The sequence below is a fragment of the Pseudomonas sp. NFIX28 genome (genome assembly GCF_900107395.1).
Lineage (GTDB): Bacteria > Pseudomonadota > Gammaproteobacteria > Pseudomonadales > Pseudomonadaceae > Aquipseudomonas.
In genome coordinates, this window is record NZ_FNPW01000024.1 from 1 (window position 1) to 19,138 (window position 19,138).

The 19,138-nt window shown below is 63.0% G+C and carries 20 protein-coding genes; 16 read left to right on the plus strand and 4 right to left on the minus strand.

What is annotated here, in order from left to right:
* Window positions 1–340, plus strand: a 340-nt coding sequence (locus BLV20_RS29175; protein WP_139192764.1) for an IS30 family transposase, incomplete at its 5' end; no start/stop codon positions are given.
* 62 nt (window positions 341–402) lie between these two features.
* Here the strand turns inward: BLV20_RS29175 and argC are convergent.
* Window positions 403–1,332, minus strand: coding sequence for an N-acetyl-gamma-glutamyl-phosphate reductase (gene argC / locus BLV20_RS29180; protein ID WP_092305835.1), 930 nt, complete (start codon window positions 1,330–1,332; stop codon window positions 403–405).
* A 113-nt stretch (window positions 1,333–1,445) separates the two neighbouring features.
* On the opposite strand from argC, the gene BLV20_RS29185 reads away from it, so the two are divergent.
* Entirely contained in the window at window positions 1,446–2,330 is an 885-nt protein-coding gene (locus BLV20_RS29185; RefSeq protein ID WP_092305836.1) for a LysR family transcriptional regulator, read from the plus strand.
* Window positions 2,331–2,342: 12 nt separating this feature from the next.
* Here BLV20_RS29185 and BLV20_RS29190 read toward each other — a convergent pair whose 3' ends face one another.
* A complete protein-coding gene (locus BLV20_RS29190; protein WP_092305837.1) occupies window positions 2,343–2,714 on the minus strand; it encodes a PH domain-containing protein in 372 nt (123 codons plus the stop codon).
* Window positions 2,715–3,170: 456 nt separating this feature from the next.
* Here BLV20_RS29190 and BLV20_RS29195 point away from each other — a divergent pair, with 456 nt between their 5' ends.
* From BLV20_RS29195 to BLV20_RS29205, 3 genes are read left to right on the plus strand one after another with little or no spacing between them, the layout of a single operon-like run.
* Window positions 3,171–3,755 carry a PAAR domain-containing protein gene (locus BLV20_RS29195; protein WP_092305838.1) on the plus strand — a complete coding sequence of 195 codons (585 nt, stop codon included), beginning with the start codon at window positions 3,171–3,173 and terminating at the stop codon, window positions 3,753–3,755.
* Window positions 3,755–4,327, plus strand: a complete 573-nt coding sequence (locus BLV20_RS29200; RefSeq protein ID WP_092305839.1) for a T6SS effector amidase Tae4 family protein — start codon at window positions 3,755–3,757, stop codon at window positions 4,325–4,327. The genes BLV20_RS29195 and BLV20_RS29200 overlap by 1 nt, the downstream gene beginning before the upstream one ends.
* Entirely contained in the window at window positions 4,324–4,740 is a 417-nt protein-coding gene (locus tag BLV20_RS29205; RefSeq protein WP_092305840.1) for a hypothetical protein, read from the plus strand. Before BLV20_RS29200 ends, BLV20_RS29205 begins: the two co-directional genes overlap by 4 nt.
* A gap of 57 nt (window positions 4,741–4,797) precedes the next feature.
* Here BLV20_RS29205 and BLV20_RS29210 read toward each other — a convergent pair whose 3' ends face one another.
* Together BLV20_RS29210 and BLV20_RS29215 are read right to left on the minus strand one after the other, a co-directional pair.
* Window positions 4,798–6,060, minus strand: a complete 1,263-nt coding sequence (locus tag BLV20_RS29210) for an OprD family porin (RefSeq protein ID WP_092305841.1) — start codon at window positions 6,058–6,060, stop codon at window positions 4,798–4,800.
* Between the two features lie 153 nt (window positions 6,061–6,213).
* Entirely contained in the window at window positions 6,214–7,107 is an 894-nt protein-coding gene (locus tag BLV20_RS29215; protein WP_092305842.1) for a LysR family transcriptional regulator, read from the minus strand.
* A 125-nt stretch (window positions 7,108–7,232) separates the two neighbouring features.
* On the opposite strand from BLV20_RS29215, the gene BLV20_RS29220 reads away from it, so the two are divergent.
* From BLV20_RS29220 to BLV20_RS29270, 11 genes are all read left to right on the plus strand, one after another.
* Complete coding sequence (locus BLV20_RS29220) at window positions 7,233–8,360, plus strand: muconate cycloisomerase family protein (protein WP_175540281.1); 1,128 nt, start codon at window positions 7,233–7,235, stop codon at window positions 8,358–8,360.
* Window positions 8,361–8,392: 32 nt separating this feature from the next.
* Window positions 8,393–8,683 (plus strand): muconolactone Delta-isomerase, encoded by a 291-nt coding sequence (gene catC, locus BLV20_RS29225; protein ID WP_092305844.1) that lies wholly within the window; start codon window positions 8,393–8,395, stop codon window positions 8,681–8,683.
* 51 nt (window positions 8,684–8,734) lie between these two features.
* Complete coding sequence (catA, locus tag BLV20_RS29230) at window positions 8,735–9,664, plus strand: catechol 1,2-dioxygenase (protein ID WP_092305845.1); 930 nt, start codon at window positions 8,735–8,737, stop codon at window positions 9,662–9,664.
* Between the two features lie 166 nt (window positions 9,665–9,830).
* Window positions 9,831–10,787, plus strand: a complete 957-nt coding sequence (locus BLV20_RS29235) for an AraC family transcriptional regulator (RefSeq protein ID WP_092305846.1) — start codon at window positions 9,831–9,833, stop codon at window positions 10,785–10,787.
* Window positions 10,788–11,088: 301 nt separating this feature from the next.
* The gene (gene benA / locus BLV20_RS29240) at window positions 11,089–12,450 is read left to right on the plus strand and encodes a benzoate 1,2-dioxygenase large subunit (RefSeq protein WP_092305847.1); all 1,362 of its coding nucleotides are present in this window, start codon (window positions 11,089–11,091) and stop codon (window positions 12,448–12,450) included.
* On the plus strand, window positions 12,450–12,938 hold the full coding sequence (gene benB / locus BLV20_RS29245; protein WP_092305848.1) for a benzoate 1,2-dioxygenase small subunit: 489 nt from the start codon (window positions 12,450–12,452) through the stop codon (window positions 12,936–12,938). Before benA ends, benB begins: the two co-directional genes overlap by 1 nt.
* Before the next feature lie 10 nt (window positions 12,939–12,948).
* Entirely contained in the window at window positions 12,949–13,962 is a 1,014-nt protein-coding gene (gene benC / locus BLV20_RS29250; protein ID WP_092305849.1) for a benzoate 1,2-dioxygenase electron transfer component BenC, read from the plus strand.
* Between the two features lie 151 nt (window positions 13,963–14,113).
* Window positions 14,114–14,887: a 1,6-dihydroxycyclohexa-2,4-diene-1-carboxylate dehydrogenase gene (locus BLV20_RS29255; protein WP_092305850.1), complete on the plus strand. Its 774-nt coding sequence runs from the start codon at window positions 14,114–14,116 to the stop codon at window positions 14,885–14,887.
* 169 nt (window positions 14,888–15,056) lie between these two features.
* Window positions 15,057–16,394: an MFS transporter gene (locus BLV20_RS29260; protein WP_092305851.1), complete on the plus strand. Its 1,338-nt coding sequence runs from the start codon at window positions 15,057–15,059 to the stop codon at window positions 16,392–16,394.
* Window positions 16,395–16,488: 94 nt separating this feature from the next.
* Window positions 16,489–17,703, plus strand: a complete 1,215-nt coding sequence (locus BLV20_RS29265; RefSeq protein ID WP_092305852.1) for a benzoate/H(+) symporter BenE family transporter — start codon at window positions 16,489–16,491, stop codon at window positions 17,701–17,703.
* A gap of 289 nt (window positions 17,704–17,992) precedes the next feature.
* Window positions 17,993–19,081, plus strand: coding sequence for a hypothetical protein (locus tag BLV20_RS29270; RefSeq protein ID WP_092305853.1), 1,089 nt, complete (start codon window positions 17,993–17,995; stop codon window positions 19,079–19,081).
* Window positions 19,082–19,138: the final 57 nt, after the last annotated feature.

Sequence of the window (19,138 nt, forward strand, 5' to 3'; positions counted from 1 at the left end):
CATCAGCGCCCTGATCGAAAGCGCCCGCAACTTACCCCAAGAACTCTACAAATCGCTGACGTGGGATCGCGGAAAAGAGATGGCTGACCATAAGCGCTTTACGGTGGCTACCGACATCAAGGTCTACTTCTGCGATCCTCATCGTCCTTGGCAACGGGGATCGAATGAGAACACCAACGGGTTGTTAAGGCAGTACTTCCCGAAAGGAACCGACCTTGCGGATCACTCGCAAGCCACGCTCAATGAAGTCGCAAGGCAGCTAAATAGCCGCCCTCGGAAAACACTAGACTACGAAACACCCGCTGAACGATTTAGCCAATCTGTTGCGTCGACCGGTTGAATCCACAGCCGAAAGAGGACTAAGACGACCACATTAAGCGACCTAAAGTCTCTAACCTCGATCTACTGATTCTCCCCCGCAATCATCAACCCCAAATTCTCCACCGCCGCCCCAGTTGCGCCTTTACCCAAATTGTCGAATACAGCCGCCAACAACACCTGCCCCTCACCCTCAAACACCATCAGCCGCATCTCATCCGTGTTATTCAACACCTGTGGATCAAGCCCGGAGAGCGCCTGCGCCTGCTGCATCGACATCACCTGCACACAACCGCTGCCGGCGTAGTGCTGCTCCAGACAGGCATGAATCCGCGCGGCATCCACACCTGGAGCAAGCAGGCGCAGCTGTAGAGGAACGGTCAGCACAATGCCCTGGCGAAACGCGCCATAGGCCGGAACGAACAGCGGCCGTTCGCTCAGGCCGCTGTGTTGCTGGATTTCCGGCACATGCTTGTGCGCCAGGCCCAGGCCGTAGACCTGGAAAGGGGCGGCTTGGGAGGCATTCGGCCCTTCGTGGGCTTCGACCGCGGCGCGGCCGCCGCCGGAGTAGCCGGAGATGGCGTTGATGCTGATCGGGTAGTCCTTCGGCAGCAGCCCGGCTTGCAGCAAGGGGCGCAGCAGGCCGATGGCACCGGTGGGGTAGCAGCCGGGGTTGCTCACGCGCTTGGAGTTGGCGATGCGCTGTGCCTGTTGCGGGTGCATCTGGGCGAAGCCGTAGGTCCAGTGGGGGTGGGTGCGGTGCGCCGAACTGGCGTCGATCACCCGCACCGCCGGGTTGCGGATGCTGGCGACGGCGTCGCGGGCGGCATCGTCGGGCAGGCAGAGCAGGGCGATGTCGCAGGCGTTGATGGCTTCGGCGCGACGTTGCGGATCTTTGCGCTGGTCGGCGGCGAGGGTCAGCAGATGCAGGTCGTTGCGATCGCGCAGGCGCTGATGGATCTGCAACCCGGTGGTGCCCTGGTCGCCGTCGATAAATACGAGAGGGGTGTTCATGCTGTGTACTCGCAAGCGGGAATGGATTGGGCAAATCTTCCGGCTGCAGCTGCAATAGAGAAAGTTGAATTTAATAACGCTAAGCTTCAGTTTTTCTGAATCTGGAGTGGGCCATGCGTGAGATCAGCCTCGACCGGTTGCGCACCCTGGTGGCGATTGTCGACCTGGGCTCCTTCGCCGAAGCGGCCCGGGCGTTGAACCTGGCGCCGCCCACGGTCAGCCTGCATATCGCCGACCTGGAGGCGCGGGTCGGCGGTTCGCTGCTGTCGCGTACCCGCGGTCGGGTGCAGCCGTCGGCCATTGGCGAAACCCTGGTGGAGCGGGCGCGGCGCTTGTTGGCCGATGCCGAGCAGGCGCTGGAAGATGTGCAGCGCCAGGTGCTGGGCCTGGCCGGGCGGGTGCGTCTGGGCGCATCTACCGGCGCCATTGCCCAGTTGCTGCCCCAGGCACTGGAAACCCTGGGCCAGCGCCATCCGGGTATCGACCTGCAGGTGGCGGTGCTGACCTCCCTGGAGAGCTTGAAGAAGCTCGCCGAAGGTTCGCTGGATATCGGCCTGGTGGCCCTGCCGCAAACCCCGGTCAAGGGTTTGCGCATCGAGCCCTGGCGCAAGGACCCGGTCATGGCCTTCCTGCCGGCCCGCTGGCAATGCCCCGATCCGGTGACGCCGCAATGGCTGGCTGCCCAACCGCTGATCCTCAACGACCACAGCACCCGGTTGTCGCGCCTGACTTCGGAGTGGTTCGCCCTGGGCGGGCAGCAGCCCACGGCGCGCATCCAGCTCAACTACAACGACGCGATAAAGAGCCTGGTCGCTGCCGGTTACGGCGCCACCTTACTGCCCCATGAAGCCGCCACGCCGCTGCCCGACACGCGGATCGCCATGCGCCAGCTACAACCGCCCCTGTGGCGCCAGCTGGGCATTGCCCATCGGGACGGGGACGTAGAGCGCTCGACCCAGCATGTGCTGGAGGTGTTGTGGGGGCTGAGCGCCGATTGATGGCGGGCCGGCTTAGCCCAGTAGATGCTTGGAGATGTACTTCGAAATCTCCACCATCGAGGTCTTGCCGGTGAACTCGAACTTCACCTTGCCCAGCGACGAAAAGTAGATCTCCAGCTCGGAGTCCAGGTCGAAGGTCCCGGAGGTTTCCACCGAGTAAGCGACGATGTTTTTGTAGGGCAGGGAGGTGAAGTCCTTCTTGCTGCCGGTGATGCCCTGCACGTTGACTGCGATGATGCGCTTGTTGGTAAACACCACGCCGTCGCGCATGGCTTTATAGGCGTCGATCACGTGCTCGCCTTCCAGCAACAGGTCCCTGACCCGCTCGGCGTATTCGTCGTTCTGCTTGAGCTTGAAGAAGCCTTTGTTGTTGAAGTCGATCATGGGTGAATCCTCATTTTTGAAGTGAACTGCCAGGGAGGCGGTTAAAGTTTATCGGACCTGGCCTAGATGCTACTGGCATCTACTGTGTCGGATAAGTGACTGTCTACTCTTGGGACCGATACGTACCAAATCAGGCACGTGAGTTCTGTCGGGATGAACAGTTGGCGCCAAATATAGAGCGGCTGACGTTTATCTACATTCATGGATCTGAATTTCCTTTCTCCATTTGGCGAGAAGATTATCCATGTTTTTAATCATGGCCTTTGTTGTGAGTTCGCCGTTTGGATATTGAAGGGTAACGTTATGCCAAGAGTGTGCTGATAATAGGTGGTTGCTCTGGATACATCTTAGGTGGGTTTAAGATTGTTCTGATTGATTTCTGTTCCGAATAAATTATTTATTAGGAAGTTGTCGTTCTGGTTTGGGCGCGACTTTTTGTAAGTAAAGGAGATTTATATGGGGCGGAAAATGATCGGGCTTGGAGCGCCAACATCGACTGGAGGGCGTGTACTGGAAGGTAACATAGGTATTGATATCGATGGTTCGGTCAGTACGACGTCAGTAGGACATATTGCAAGTTGCTCTGCTTGTAGTAAAGGCAAAGGGCCCATAGTCGCTGTGGGACCCAGAACGATTACCTTGCCTGCTGGATTGGTCGCTTTGGAAGGTGACTACGTTGCTTGTGGCTGCCCACCTCTTGTCAATACTTTAATTTCTGCACAGTCCTCTGTGTATGGTGGGGCTGAGCATAACAGTGCCGGCTTTATGGCCATTGCCGGGGCTCTGAAAAAGCCGAGGTTGATCAGAAGTATTTCTTTTTCATATGGAAGTGAGCGGGTACCGCTTGATGCGTTTTCGCGATTTTATGTTGACTTGAATATTCATGTAGAGACTTCAGGGTATGCAATCGGCGAAATAGTGACTGTAGGTTTAAGCGGCGATACCGAGCGAACTTTGTCGGCAGTAGTTGGAGAGGATGGTATCGCTGTCATTTCTGAGGTTTTCGCCCGTGACCGAATTGACATGGAAGGGGAAATTTAATGGCCAGGATAATTGTACGTTCGGGTGAGGTGTCCTCGGCGGTTACGATCAGAAGGCCACGTTTCAGTGACTTGTGGGCCGCCTATGCTGAAGTGGGGTATAGGGAGGCGGGGGCTGTATATGAGCTCGTTGGAGGGGAGGCGGCTGCACTGAGAAGGCAAAAGCCTATTGATTATGCAAACGCTTGTGCTCTTAGAATGAGCAGGGCCTTCAACAACGGAGGTTACAGAATTCCGCGGGGTACGATCATTAAGAACAAGAACATTTATAGGGTACGCGGGGACGATGGAATGCCCTACATTCTACGGGTCAATGACATTATCGATTTCCTTGAGTTCAACTGGGGGGCGCCGGATTTGGTTATGGCTCCTGGTAAGAATGAGGATATATCCGCAAAGAAGGGGTTGATCATTGTCGAAGTTTCTGGTTGGAATGATGCTCGGGGCCATGTCGTTCTTTGGAATGGGGAAGAGACGAGCGATGGTTCTGATTATCAGCGTCTGGATAGTCATGCCTATGAGAACTCCACCGCATCACTGGTGAAGACCAACTATTGGGAGTTGAAAGGATGAAACGGATTTTAGCGGTGTTGCTTTTGACCGCAGGCAATATGGGTAGCGTCGCTTACGCTGGGGTTGATGTTGCAGCAGCCCGGCAGTCGTTGAAGAATTACGGTCTAGGTTATTGCATCGTCAATCAATTCAAGGACGAGTCCGATGTGAAGAGCGATATTGAGTCCGCCATTGGCGCCTATTCCTTTATGGGCAGTGGTATGCATACCGTTCTTCAGAATGAAGATACCCTGGAGACGCTGCATAACCCGTATGACGCAACGACGGGTTTTGTGTTCTCCCAGTATGAAAAAACACAAGCCAGCAGCAAGCATACGGACAAGAAAGTCGTATTTTATGCCTGCCTCGCTATCTATAACTCCAAGGCATTCGACGACTTCATCAAGACGCAGGACAAGTACATTTCCAAGTGAAGGGGATAATCCTCTCAGGCCGAGCGCGATATCCCATATCGCGCTCGCCACCCTGCCTTAAAACAACTTCCAGCTATAACTCAGCAACAACCGGTTCTCATTGATATCGGTCCGATAGTTCGACCTCGCCACCACATTACGCACCTTGATCCCCAGCCCGCCCAGCGGCCCGGACTGGATCACGTAACCGATATCCAGGTCGCGCTCCCAGTCCTTGCCCTCAAAGCCTTTGCCGGTGTCGACGTTGTCGCCGCGGATGTAACGCACGGTGGTGGTCAGGCCGGGCAGGCCGCTGGCGGCGAAGTCGTAGTCGTAGCGCAGTTGCCAGGAGCGTTCGTCGGTGTAGGCGAACTCGTAGGTGGGCACTTCGTTGCCCAGCGGGGTGATGTTGGCGAAGACGCGGGGGAAGGCGCTGTCGCCGAACATGCCCTGGTAGCCGATGTAGAAGGTGTGGCCGCCGCGCTTGGCCGAGAGCAGTGAGAAGAACGCCTGGTTGTCGATGGCGCCGAGCAGCTGTTTGCCGTCTTCTTCGCTGTCGTAGTAGCCGAGGTTGGCGCCGAGGGTCCAGTTGCCGACGGGCTGGCTGTGTTTCAGGCCCAGGAAGCGCTGGTGGTAGATGTCTTCCAGCTGGCCGTACCAGGCGCTGACGGTGGTGCGCTTGTTATTGAAGGCATAGTCGGCGCCGGCGTAGTTGAAGGCGTCGCTGCTGACCGCGCGTTTCGGCACGTGGCCGAGCATGGCTTGCAGATCGCTTTCGCCGGCCTCGTTGCGCAGGCTGGTGGAGCGCAGGTGGCCGCCTTGCAGGGTCAGGCCGTCGATGTCGTTGGAGACGATGCTCGCGCCCTGGTAGGACGGCGGCAGCAGGCGGATGTCGCTGAAGCTGAGCACCGGCAGGTTGGGTTGCAGCTCGCCGATGCGCAGTTCGCTTTTCGCCAGGCGCAGTTTCAGTGCCAGGCCGAGGCGGCTGTAGTCGTCGGCGGCCTCGCCGTCGTCCTGCACCGGCAGCAGGCCGCTGTTGACCCGGCCCTTGCCGCTGTCGAGCTTGAGCCCCAGGGTGCCGATGGCATCCAGGCCCACGCCGAGGGTGCCGGGGGTATAGCCGGACTTGAAGTTGAGGATAAAACCCTGGGCCCATTCCTGGGCCATGGACTGCTCGGTGCCACGGATATCCGAATAGTCGCGGCTGAAGAAGTAGTTGCGGGCCTGGAGGGTGGCGGTGGCGTCCTTGATCAAGCCGCCTTCTTCGGCCAGCAGCGGTTGGGGCGCACTCAGGCACGCTGCGCTGGCGCCCAGCACGGCGAGGGTCTTTGCAGGTTTCATTGCTTTTACTCTTATTGTTATGGAAAGCAGTTCACTGCCCGGCAGGCTAGGGGCGGGGGCGGGAGGGGGACTATCCGTTGCGTGCAGACCTGTATCCCTTTTCTGCACGCGGTGGCGCCCCGGGCAGAGGGCGCCGCGCGTCGAGGGAAGGCGTCAGGTCGCGGAGTGTTCGGCGCGCAGTTCGTCGATCATCCGCAGGCAGTGGCTGAGCCCCGCGGACACATCGCCCACCCGCCGGCTGATGATGATCGGCGAGGTGGCGTTGGCTTCCAGCAGCGGGCTGAAGCCGATGTCGTCGCGGTGCAGCAATTGCACCGAAGCCGGCACCAGGGTGATGCCGATACCGGCGCCCACCAGGCCGATAGCGGTCTGCAATTCGTTGGTCCATTGCACGATGCGGATGTTCAGGCCGTGGGTGTTGAACAGCGCGATCACGTGGTCGGCGTAGCTCGGGCGCGGGTTGCCGGGGTAGAGCACGAAAGGTTCGTCGGCCAGTTGCGCCAGGCTCACCGGCTGGCCGATCAGCGGATGGCCGGCGGGCAGGGCGGCCACCAGGCGGTCTTCGGTCTGCACCTTCTGCACGATGGCCGGGTCGTCGATGCGAATGCGCCCGAAGCCGATATCGATGCGTCCGGCCTTGAGCGCTTCCACCTGCTGCAGGGTGGTCATTTCCGACAGCCCCAGTTCCAGGGCCAGGGTCTCGTGGCTGCGCAGGCGGCGGATCAATTCCGGTAGCAGGCCGTACAGGGTCGAGGGGGCAAAGCCGATGCCGAGCCAGGTCTTTTCGCCATGGCCGATGCGCCGGGTGTTGTCGCAGACCTTGGCCAGTTGTTCCAGCAGCACGCTGGAGTGCTCATAGAAAAACCGCCCGGCCTCGGTCAGGCGCAACGGCCGGCCGCGCTCCAGCAGCAACACCCCGAGTTCCTCTTCCAGTTGCTGGATCTGCCGGCTCAGGGGCGGCTGGGCGATGTGCAGGCGCTCGGCGGCCTTGGTGAAGTTGAGGGTCTGGCCCAGCACCTGGAAGTAACGCAGATGACGCAGTTCCATAAGGCCTCCGCAGGCAAAAGATGAATACCTTTAAGGTATCGAGCCAGACCAATTCTATATTGGAACCCCGGAAAAAGCCGTACGAGAATCGACGCCATAACTTCAAGAACCTGATGGGTATGGAAATGCTTTCAAGTGCCATTGAATCGATCGAAACGATCATCGTCGATCTGCCAACCATCCGCCCGCACAAGCTGGCGATGCACACCATGCAGCACCAGACCCTGGTGCTGATCCGCCTGCGCTGCGCCGACGGCATCGAAGGCCTGGGCGAAGCCACCACCATCGGCGGCCTGGCCTACGGCAATGAAAGCCCGGACAGCATCAAGACCAATATCGACCGTTTCTTCACGCCGCTGCTGCTCGGCCATGACGGCGCCAACATCAATGCCGCCATGCAGCGCCTGGAGCGCAGCATCCGCGGCAACACCTTCGCCAAGTCCGGCATCGAAAGCGCCTTGCTCGACGCCCATGGCAAACGCCTGGGGCTGCCGGTCAGCGAACTGCTCGGCGGCCGGGTGCGCGACGCCTTGCCGGTGGCCTGGACCCTGGCCAGCGGCGACACCGCCAAGGACATCGCTGAAGCGGAAAAAATGCTCGACCTGCGCCGCCACCGCATCTTCAAGCTGAAGATCGGCGCCGGCGAGGTGGACCGCGACCTGGCCCATGTCATCGCGATCAAGAAGGCCCTGGGCGACCGCGCCAGCGTGCGGGTCGACGTCAACCAGGCCTGGGACGAGGCCGTCGCGGTGCGTGCCTGCCGGGTGCTGGGCAGTAACGGCATCGACCTGATCGAACAGCCGATCTCGCGCAACAACCGCGCCGGCATGGTGCGCCTGAACGCCATCAGCCCGGCGCCGATCATGGCCGACGAATCCATCGAATGCGTGGAAGACGCTTTCAACCTGGCCCGCGAAGGCGCGGCTTCAGTGTTCGCCCTGAAGATCGCCAAGAACGGCGGCCCGCGCGCGGTATTGCGCACCGCGGCGATCGCCGAGGCGGCGGGCATCGGCCTGTACGGCGGCACCATGCTTGAAGGCGGCATCGGCACCCTGGCCTCGGCCCACGCCTTCCTCACCCTCAATACCTTGAGCTGGGACACCGAGCTGTTCGGCCCGCTGCTGTTGACCGAGGACATCCTCGTCGAGCCGCCGCTGTACCGCGATTTCCAGCTGCACGTATCCCGGGCGCCGGGCCTCGGCCTGAGCCTGGACGAGGATCGCCTGGCGTTCCTGCGCCGCGACAAAGCCTGAACTGCCATTCATCACGTCTTAAGGAGAGCACCATGCTGTTCCACGTCAAAATGACCGTGAACCTGCCGGTCGACATGAACCCCGAGCGCGCCGCCCAGCTCAAGGCCGACGAAAAGGCCCTGGCCCAGCGCCTGCAGGAGCAGGGCAAGTGGCGGCACCTGTGGCGCATCGCCGGCCTGTATGCCAACTACAGCGTGTTCGACGTCGACAGCGTGCAGGAACTGCACGACCTGCTGATGCAACTGCCGCTGTACCCGTACATGGCTCTCGAAGTGAACGCGCTGTGCAGGCATCCTTCGTCCATTCATGCGGATGACCGCTGAGCCCGCGCCAGCCTGCTCCACACTCTAATAAATACAAGATGAGGAATAACCATGAACGTCCGAATTTCCGACACTGCCAGCGCCCAGAAATTTCTCGAAGAAGTCAGTGGCCAGTTCAACGATCAGGGCAACCCGCGCACCAAGGCTTTGGTGTACCGCATCCTGCGTGACACGGTGAACATCATCGAAGACCTCGATGTGACCCCGGAAGAGTTCTGGAAGGCGGTCAACTACCTCAACGTGCTCGGCGCCCGCCAGGAAGCCGGGCTGCTGGTGGCCGGCCTGGGCCTGGAGCATTACCTGGACCTGTTGATGGACGCCGCCGACGAGCAGGCCGGCAAGACCGGCGGCACCCCGCGCACCATTGAAGGCCCGCTGTACGTGGCCGGCGCGCCGCTGAGCCAGGGCGAGGCGCGCCTGGACGATGGCGTCGATCCGGGTGTGGTGCTGTTCATGCAGGGCCAGGTGCGCAACACCGCCGGCGAACCGCTGGCGGGGGCCATTGTCGATGTCTGGCACGCCAACACCGGCGGTACCTATTCCTACTTCGACGCCGCCCAGTCGGAGTTCAACCTGCGCCGGCGCATCGTCACCGATGCCGAAGGCCGCTACCGTTTTCGCAGCATCGTGCCTTCGGGCTACGGCTGCCCGCCGGACGGCCCGACCCAGCAACTGCTCGACCAGCTGGGCCGCCATGGCCAGCGTCCGGCGCATATCCACTTCTTCATCTCGGCCGACGACCACCGTCACCTGACCACCCAGATCAACCTCGATGGCGACCAGTACCTGCATGACGACTTCGCCTATGCCACTCGCGACGAGCTGATCGCCAGGATCACCTTCAGCGACGACCAGCAGCGTGCGGCGCAATACGGGGTCAGCGGGCGTTTTGCCGAGATCGACTTCGACTTCACCCTGCAGCCGTCGGCCCAGCCCGAGGAGCAGCAGCGCCACGAGCGGGTGCGGGCGCTGGAAGCCTGACCGGCGGCGTATGCCGCGTCCGGGCCACGGGATACCCTTGCGGGTGCCCCGTGGCTTTTGCCGTTGCAGGCCCGTGGTCGATGTTTTGCGTGATGTGCCCGCGGTGACCAACGCTCACCGCCCGAGACAACCCTTCCAATAATAAGAACCGGGGAGTGACCCGCTTATGGAAACGCTTCTGTTGAGCGAGCGCAGCAGGGTATTTGCCCAGGCCGATCCCTACGCTGTGTCCGGCTACGTCAACCAGCATGTGGGCAGCCACTGCATCCGCCTGCCCAAGGCCGGCAGCCCCCAGGCCAGCCTCAATCATCGGCAGTTCGCCAGCCTCGATTTGTGTTCGATCAGTTATGGCGGCAGCGTGCGCGTCACCTCGCCGGCGCTGGAAACCATCTACCACTTGCAAGTGCTGCTGCGCGGCCATTGTCTGTGGCGCGGCCATCGCCAGGAACATTACTTCGCCCCGGGCGAGCTGCTGCTGATCAACCCCGACGACCCGGTGGACCTGACCTATTCCGACGATTGCGAGAAATTCATCATCAAGGTGCCCACCCGCCTGCTGGAGTCGGTGTGCGAGGAGCAGCGCTGGCTGTATCCGGGGCAGGGCGTGCGTTTTGTCGGCAACCGCTACCAGCTGGCGGAGCTGGAGGGTTTTATCGACTTGCTGAGCGTGATTTGCCGCGAGGCCGAGGCCATCGAGTGCATTCCACGGGTGCAGGAGCATTACGCGCAGATCGTCGCGAGCAAGATGCTCAGCCTGATGAAGACCAACGTCCACCGCGCGGGGCTGGGTTCGTCGTCGGCGACTTTCGAGGCGATCGCCGACTACATCGAGCGCAACCTCAAGCAGGACATCGGCTGCGAAGAACTGGCGCAGCAGGCGCAGATGAGCCTGCGTTCGCTGTACGCGCTGTTCGAGCGCAATGCCCGCGCCACGCCCATGCGCTACATCCGCCAGAAAAAACTGGAGCAGGTCCACGCCTGCCTTCGCGACCCCAGCTGCAACGTGCGCAACATCACCGAACTGGCCATGGATTTTGGTTTTTTGCACCTGGGGCGCTTTTCGGAAAGCTACCGCAAACAGTTCGGCGAACTGCCGTCCGACACCCTCAGGAGCCGGCATTGATACGCCCCATCAGGAACCGCCCGGTCGACGTGTGAATGTCGGCGGCGAAAGCCATGTGATTCGCCTGTAGCCGCTGCCGAGCCCGCGAGGCTGCGATCGCCTGCGCAGCAGGCGCGGTTTGCAATGCGCCGTCGGTTGGGGGTTGGCGATGGATTGCGGCGTTTGGTTTGGCGTTTTCGCGGGCCAGTGTGCCACAGGTGTTGCAGAAAACGGATAGGGGTCTGCAGGCAATGGATATTGGTCCTGCTGGCCGCGCCCTAGCATGAGCCTTGCCTGAATAAAAACAATGGAGGCGGCGGCCATGTCCCTGCGACCCGAATACCTTCACTCCCTGCTTGAAGAAGACCGTGACCGGGGCGTCTACCGCTGCAAGCGGGAGATGTTCACCGACCCCCGGCTGTTCGACCTGGAAATGCAGCACATCTTCGAGGGTAACTGGCTGTACCTCGCCCACGAGAGCCAGATCCCCAACAACAACGACTACTACACCACCACCATGGGCCGGCAGCCGATCTTCATCGCGCGCAACAAGGACGGCGAGCTCAACGCCTTCCTCAACGCCTGCAGCCACCGTGGCGCCATGCTCTGCCGGCACAAGACCGGCAACAAGTCGTCCTACACCTGCCCGTTCCACGGCTGGACTTTCAACAACTCCGGCAAGCTGCTCAAGGTCAAGGACCCGGCCGCCGCGGGCTACCCGTCGAGCTTCAACTGCGAAGGCTCCCATGACCTGACCAAGGTCGCGCGCTTCGAGTCCTATCGTGGCTTCCTGTTCGGCAGCCTCAACCCCGACGTGCTGCCCCTGGTGGAGCACCTGGGCGAGTCGGCGAAGATCATCGACATGATCGTCGACCAGTCCGCCGATGGCCTGGAAGTGCTGCGCGGTTCCTCGAGCTACATCTACGAAGGCAACTGGAAACTCACCGCGGAAAACGGCGCCGACGGCTACCACGTCAGCTCCGTGCACTGGAACTACGCGGCCACCCAGAGCCAGCGCAAGCAGCGCGAAGCCGGCGAAGAGATCAAGACCATGAGCGCCGGCAGCTGGGCCAAGCAGGGCGGCGGTTTCTACTCCTTCGACAAGGGCCACATGCTGCTCTGGACCCGCTGGGCCAACCCCGAGGACCGCCCGCTCTACGAGCGTCGAGACGAACTGGCCCGGGACTTCGGCCAGGCCCGCGCCGACTGGATGATCGAGAACTCGCGCAACCTGTGCCTGTACCCCAACGTCTACCTGATGGACCAGTTCAGTTCGCAGATCCGCATTGCCCGGCCGATCTCGGTGGACCGCACCGAAATCACCATCTACTGCATCGCGCCCAAAGGCGAGAGCGACGAAGCCCGCGCCACGCGCATCCGCCAGTACGAAGATTTCTTCAACGTCAGCGGCATGGCCACCCCCGACGACCTGGAGGAATTCCGTTCCTGCCAGATGGGCTACCAGGGTAGCGGCAGCGCCTGGAACGACATGTCCCGCGGCGCTGAACACTGGGTCGAGGGCGCGGACGACGCGGCCCGGGAAATCGACCTGCAACCGATCCTCAGCGGCGTGCGCACCGAAGACGAAGGCCTGTTCGTGATGCAGCACAAGTACTGGCAGCAAACCATGCTCGAGGCGGTTGCCGCCGAAGCCGCGCGAACCATTGCCGTGGAGGCCGTGTGATGAGCATTTCCCATGACGCCGTGCGTGATTTCCTCTACCGCGAAGCGCGCTACCTGGACGACAAGGACTGGGACCGCTGGTTGGAGCTCTACGCCGCCGATGCGACCTTCTGGATGCCGTCCTGGGACGACAACGACGAGCTCACCGAAGACCCGCAGCGCGAGATCTCGCTGATCTGGTACGGCAGCCGCTGCGGCCTGGAAGATCGGGTGTTCCGGATCAAGACCGAGCGTTCCAGCGCGAGCATTCCCGACACCCGCACCTCGCACAACCTGAGCAACATCGAGGTGCTGGAACAGGCCGACGGCCAGTGCAAGGTGCGTTTCAACTGGCACACCCTGAGCTTTCGCTACAAGACCGTCGACAGCTACTTCGGCACCAGCTTCTACACCCTGGATGTGCGCGGCGAGAACCCGCTGATCCTGGCCAAGAAAGTCATCCTGAAGAACGATTACGTTCGTCAGGTCGTCGATGTCTACCACCTCTGAGGCGACTGCCATGACTCATCAAATCGCACTCAATTTCGAAGACGGGGTGACCCGCTTCGTCGCCGCCAACGCCGGCGAAACCGTGGCCGATGCCGCCTATCGCCAGGGCATCAACATTCCCCTGGACTGCCGCGACGGCGCCTGCGGCACCTGCAAGTGCTTCGCCGAGGCCGGGCGCTACGAGCTTGGCGAGGAATACATCGACGACGCGCTGACCGCGGACGAAGCCGAGCAGGGCTTCGTGCTGACCTGCCAGATGCGCGCCTTGAGCGACTGCGTGGTGCGGGTGCCGGCCTCGTCCGAAGTCTGCCGCACCGCCCAGGCCACCTTCGACGCCACCATCAGCGCGGTGCGCCAGCTGTCCGACAGCACCATCGCCTTGTCGATCAAGGGCGAGGCCCTGGGCAAGCTGGCGTTTTTGCCGGGGCAGTACGTCAACCTCGGCGTGCCCGGCAGCGAGCAGAGCCGCGCCTATTCCTTCAGCTCGCTGCAGCGCGACGGCGAGGTCAGCTTCCTGATCCGCAACGTGCCGGGCGGCCTGATGAGCAGCTTCCTCACCGGCCTTGCAAAAGCCGGCGACCCCATGCGCCTGGCCGGGCCGCTGGGCAGTTTCTACCTGCGCGATATTCGTCGGCCGCTGTTGCTGCTGGCCGGTGGCACCGGGCTGGCGCCGTTCACCGCGATGCTGGAGAAGATCGCCGAGCAGGGCAGCACGCATCCGCTGCACCTGATCTACGGGGTGACCAACGATTTCGACCTGGTGGAAATCGATCGCCTGGAAGCCTTTGCTGCGCGCATCCCCAACTTCAGCTTCAGCGCCTGCGTGGCCAACCCCGACAGCCGCCATCCGCTCAAGGGCTACGTGACCCAGCATATCGAGCCCAAACACCTGAACCACGGCGATGTGGACGTGTACCTGTGCGGCCCGCCGCCGATGGTCGAGGCGGTCAGCCAGTTCATCCGCGACCAGGGCATCGCCCCGGCCAATTTCTACTACGAAAAATTCGCCGCCAGCGCGGCCTGACAGCCCCCGCGCCCTATGTAGGAGCGAGGCTTGCCCGCGATGGCGATAGTGGGGCAACGCTGACCTTTCAGCCTGTCGGCTGATCGCGGGCAAGCCTCGCTCCTACAGATGGAGGGGGTGGGGCGTCGGTACATTGGCATGAGGTTTTGAGATGAGCAGATTCGAGAAGAAGGTCGCCCTGGTCACCGGGGCGGCGCAGGGCATTGGCCGGCGGGTAGCCGAGCGCCTGGCCGAGGAGGGCGCGCGGCTGGTGCTGGTGGATCGCTCCGAGCTGGTGTTCGAAGTGCAGGCCGAGCTGGCCACCCGCTGCGAGGTGCTGGCGCTGACCGCCGACCTCGAGCAATACGCCGAATGCAGCCGGGCGATGGCCGCGGCCGTCGAGCGCTTCGGGCGCCTCGACGTGCTGGTCAACAACGTCGGCGGCACCATCTGGGCCAAGCCGTTCGAGCACTACGCCGAGCAGCAGATCGAAGCCGAGGTGCGCCGCTCGCTGTTCCCCACCCTGTGGTGCTGCCACGCCGCTCTGCCGTACATGCTGGAGCAGGGCAGCGGCGCCATCGTCAACGTGTCGTCCATCGCCACCCGCAGCATCAACCGCGTGCCCTACGGCGCGGCCAAGGGCGGGGTCAACGCCCTGACCGCCTGCCTGGCGTTCGAGACCGCCGGGCGCGGGGTGCGGGTCAACGCCACCGCCCCCGGCGGCACCGAAGCGCCGCCACGGCGCATCCCGCGCAACAGCGCCGAGCAGAGCGCCGAGGAACAGGCCTGGTACCAGCAGATCGTCGACCAGACCGTCGACAGCACCCTGATGAAACGCTACGGCACCATCGACGAGCAGGCCGCGGCGATCCTGTTCCTGGCCTCCGACGAAGCCTCCTACATCACCGGCCTGGTCATGCCGGTAGGCGGTGGCGACCAGGGCTGAAGGGGCAGACGCATCGAAAATCACCCCCTGACCGTAGGAGCGAGGCTTGCCCGCGATGGCGTCCGGCCTGGCACACCGCAGCGCTCCAATCGCGGGCAAGCCTCGCTCCTACAGGACTGCGCAAACGCACATCCGGTTTCTCCTAAAACAACAACAAGAGTCAGATGCCATGCGAAACATAGACAGCAATCAATTGATCGACGAGGCGCGGTTCAACGCCTTTCACTGGCGCGTGCTGTTCTGGTGCGCGCTGATCATTATCTTCGACGGCTACGACCTGGTGATCTACGGCGTGGTGCTGCCGGTGCTGATGCAGGAGTGGGGCCTGAGCCCGTTGCAGGCCGGGGCGCTGGGCAGCTATGCGCTGTTCGGCATGATGTTCGGCGCGCTGTTTTTCGGCTCGCTGTCGGACCGCATCGGGCGCAAGAAAGTCATCGCCATGTGCGTGGTGCTGTTCAGCGGTTTCACCGTGCTCAACGGCTTCGCCAGCAACCCCACGCAGTTCGGTATCTGCCGCTTTATCGCCGGCCTCGGCATCGGCGGGGTGATGCCTAACGTGGTGGCGCTGATGAATGAATACGCGCCGAAGAAAATCCGCAGCACCCTGGTGGCGATCATGTTCAGCGGCTACTCGGTGGGCGGCATGCTGTCCGCCGGCCTGGGGATAGTGCTGCTGCCGAACTTCGGCTGGCAGTCGGTGTTCTACGTGGCGGCGATCCCGCTGTTGCTGCTGCCGCTGATTCTCAAATTCCTCCCCGAATCGGTGGGCTTCATGCTGCGCCAGGGCCGGGAAGAGGAGGCGCGCCAGGTGCTGCAACGCATCGAACCGCGCTTCGTGCCGCAACCCGGCGACCAGTTCGTCAAGGCCGCGCTCAAGGCCGCCGGCGCGCCGGTGGTGCAGCTGTTCCGCGAAGGCCGCGCCCTGAGCACGCTGATGCTCTGGGTGGCGTTTTTCTGCTGCCTGCTGATGGTCTACGCGCTCAACTCCTGGCTGCCCAAGCTGATGGCCAGCGCCGGCTACGGCCTGGGTTCGAGCTTGATGTTCCTGCTGGTGCTGAACTTCGGGGCGATCTTCGGCGCCGTGGGCGGTGGCTGGATCGGCGATCGCCTGAAGCTGCAAAAGGTTTTGGTGACGTTCTTTGCCGTGGCCGCCTTGTCGATCAGCCTGCTCGGCTTCAAGAGCCCGACCGGGCTGCTGTACGGCCTGATCGCGATTGCCGGGGCGACCACCATCGGCACGCAGATCCTGGCCTACGCTTGTGTCGCCCAGTTCTACCCGATGGCGATCCGCTCCACCGGCCTTGGCTGGGCCTCGGGCGTCGGTCGCAGCGGAGCGATTGTCGGGCCGCTGCTGGGCGGCGCCCTGGTGGGCATCCAGTTGCCGTTGCACTACAACTTCATGGCTTTTGCCATTCCAGGGGCGGTGGCGGCGCTGGCCATGTGTTTCGTCTATCAGCGCCCGGCCAAGGCGGTGCCGGTCGGCCAGGCCAGCGCGCCGTCGCTGTAGCCGGGCCCAGGATGGGCGCGGGCCTTTGGGTGAATCGCCCAGGTGCCTGCGCCGATTGTTTCGTCATGCCATGCCTCAGGGCCTTGGAGTTTGCATGCAGCAATGGATCAGGGATTTTTCGTTGTCGGCGCTGGTGGCCGGGTTTATCGCCACGCTGATTTCCTACGCCGGGCCGCTGGTGATCATCTTCCAGGCGGCCAAGGCCGCGGGCCTGCCCCAGGAAGTGTTGTCGTCCTGGGTCTGGGCGATTTCCATCGGCAGCGGGGTGCTGGGCATCGTCCTCAGCCTGCGCTTCAAGGTGCCGGTGGTCATCGCCTGGTCGGCGCCGGGCTCGGCGCTGCTGGTGGCGCTGCTGCCGGGCATCGGCCTCGACCAGGCGGTGGGCGCCTACCTGGTGGCCAGCGCGCTGATCCTGCTGATCGGCCTGTGCGGCATCTTCGACAAGATCGTCGGCCGGCTGCCGCCAGCGATATCCGCGGCCATGCTGGCGGGCATCCTGTTCAGTTTCGGTACCGGGCTGTTCCGCTCGATCCAGGACAAACCGCTGCTGGTCGGGGCGATGTTCGCCACCTATCTGCTGGGCAAGCGCCTGGTGCCGCGCTACGCGGTATTGGCGGTGTTGCTGGTGGGTTGCGCGATGTCCCTGGCGATGGGCGATATCGACGGCACGGCGCTGGTGATCGGCCTGGCCACGCCGCACTGGATCAGCCCCGCGTTCAGCTGGAGCGCTGTGCTCAACGTCGCGCTGCCGTTGGTCGTGGTGGTCCTGACCGGGCAGTTCGTGCCGGGCATCGCCGTGCTGCGTAACGACGGCTACCGCACGCCGGCCAGCCCGATCATCGCCAGCAGTGCCTTCGCCAGCCTGCTGCTGGCGCCGTTCGGTTGCCACGGCCTGAACCTGGCGGCCATCACCGCGGCCATCTGCACCGGCCGCGAAGCCCACGAAGACCCGGGCAAGCGCTACGTGGCCGGGGTCATGGGCGGGCTGTTCTACCTGCTGCTGGGGATCTTCGGCGCGACGCTGGTTTCGCTGTTCAGCGCCTTCCCCCAGGCGTTGATCGCGGCCCTGGCCGGGCTTGCGCTGTTCGCCGCCATCGGTGGCGCCCTGAGCAGCGCCATGGCCGTGCCGCGGGATCGCGAAGCGGCGTTGATCACCTTCCTGGTGACGGCCTCGGGCATGTCCCTGTTCGGTTTGTCGGCGGCCTTCTGGGGATTGCTGTTCGGCCTCGCGGCCCATGGCGTGCTGACCCTGCGCCGGCCGCAAGCGCTGCCGACGAACGGCGAGGCCGCGGCCCAGGCGCGCCATTGACGCCGGAAAAAGGCTGCGGCCGGTAGCGAAAACCTTGTGTTGAAAACTGTGTATCGAAAACCGTGTATCGGAAACCTTGCACGGGCGCGCCTGCCCTCAATGCCGGGGCTGACAAGCCCGCGCAATGAGCAGGCAGCTGGTCGGCTGCGCTGTTCCCGAGCCGCTGTCGAAGCCGGGCGGGCAAGTCCCAGCACCTATACTCAATCCAGGCATGGTCGTGCGGTACCCGGTTCAAGCCTGCCCGTTGCGAGCGGGTGGCCGTGGCCGACGCTGTGCGAGGGTTGCCATCTTGGGCCTGCGTGTGCTGATCGTCGTGATGCTGCTGGTGCTGTCTGGATGCAGCACGCCCCAGCGCGTGCGCGAGGCGGTGGCGCCGGTGGTGATTTCGCCCAGCACCTGGCGCCAGGTCGACCGGGAAATCGCCCAGGCCTCGCAACAGGCGGTGCTCCAGGTCAAGGTGTTCGCCCGCGGCTCCATGGAGCACTGGCGGATACGCGTCTATGCGGTCACCGAAGAAACCTTCATCCCTTGGTTCAGCAGCTACTGGACCCAGGAATGGATGGCCATGAAAGTCAGTTGGTACAGCCTCAGCGCCGGCGACGAGGAGGACATGGCGGCCAAGCGGCTGGCGGCCTACCTGCAGAAGCAATACCAGGAGCAGGTGCTGGCGCCGGTGGCGGTGGAGATCGACCCGGATGCGATCCTCGGCCAGGCCACGGAGTTCTATATCGAGCTGCTGGACAAGCAGATACAGCTCATCGCCCAGCGCTACCGGGTGCCGGCCGCGCAGCTCAACCAGCGGCTCAACGGTATCAAGGCGATTCGCCTGGGGCCGCCGCCGGCGCGCGATGCGTCGCTGTACCAGGTGCTGCGGAGCAAACCCTTGAACAGCTTGCCGGCCTACTCGGCGCTGTACCAGCAGATCCACAACGCCCCGGCGGGCACCGGCGAGGTGTCGTCGGAGGCGGGGATTGTCTCGGTGGCCCGGCAGGCCAGCGAAAAGTTCGAAGCGCAGATGGCCGGTCGTGGCATTACCAGCGCCGCGGCGGCGGTGGCCGGCAAGGTCGCGGGCGCGGTGATTTCCCTGGGCGCCGCCGGTTTTCGCGCGATTGCCCATGAGAGCGACCGGGCCGAGACCGAGGCGCAGATTCGCCAGAGCCTGGGCAAGGAGTTCGACCAGGCCTGGCTCAAGCTGATGAACAACACCGGCAACGGCGTGATGGCCGGGGTCTATTACCTGGCCGGGCAGGTCGAGGGCGAGTTGGGTAAACGTGCCACGCAGGAGCTGCCGACCGAGGTCGCGGCGCCGCAGGCGCAGGGCTCGTCGGTGAGCGTTCCGCAGCCAGGCCCGGACTCGCAATGGACACCGCAGCCGTGAGCGGCGCCGCGCCGATCGCTCCCGCAGGAGCGAAGCGTGCTCGCGAAAGCGCCTTGC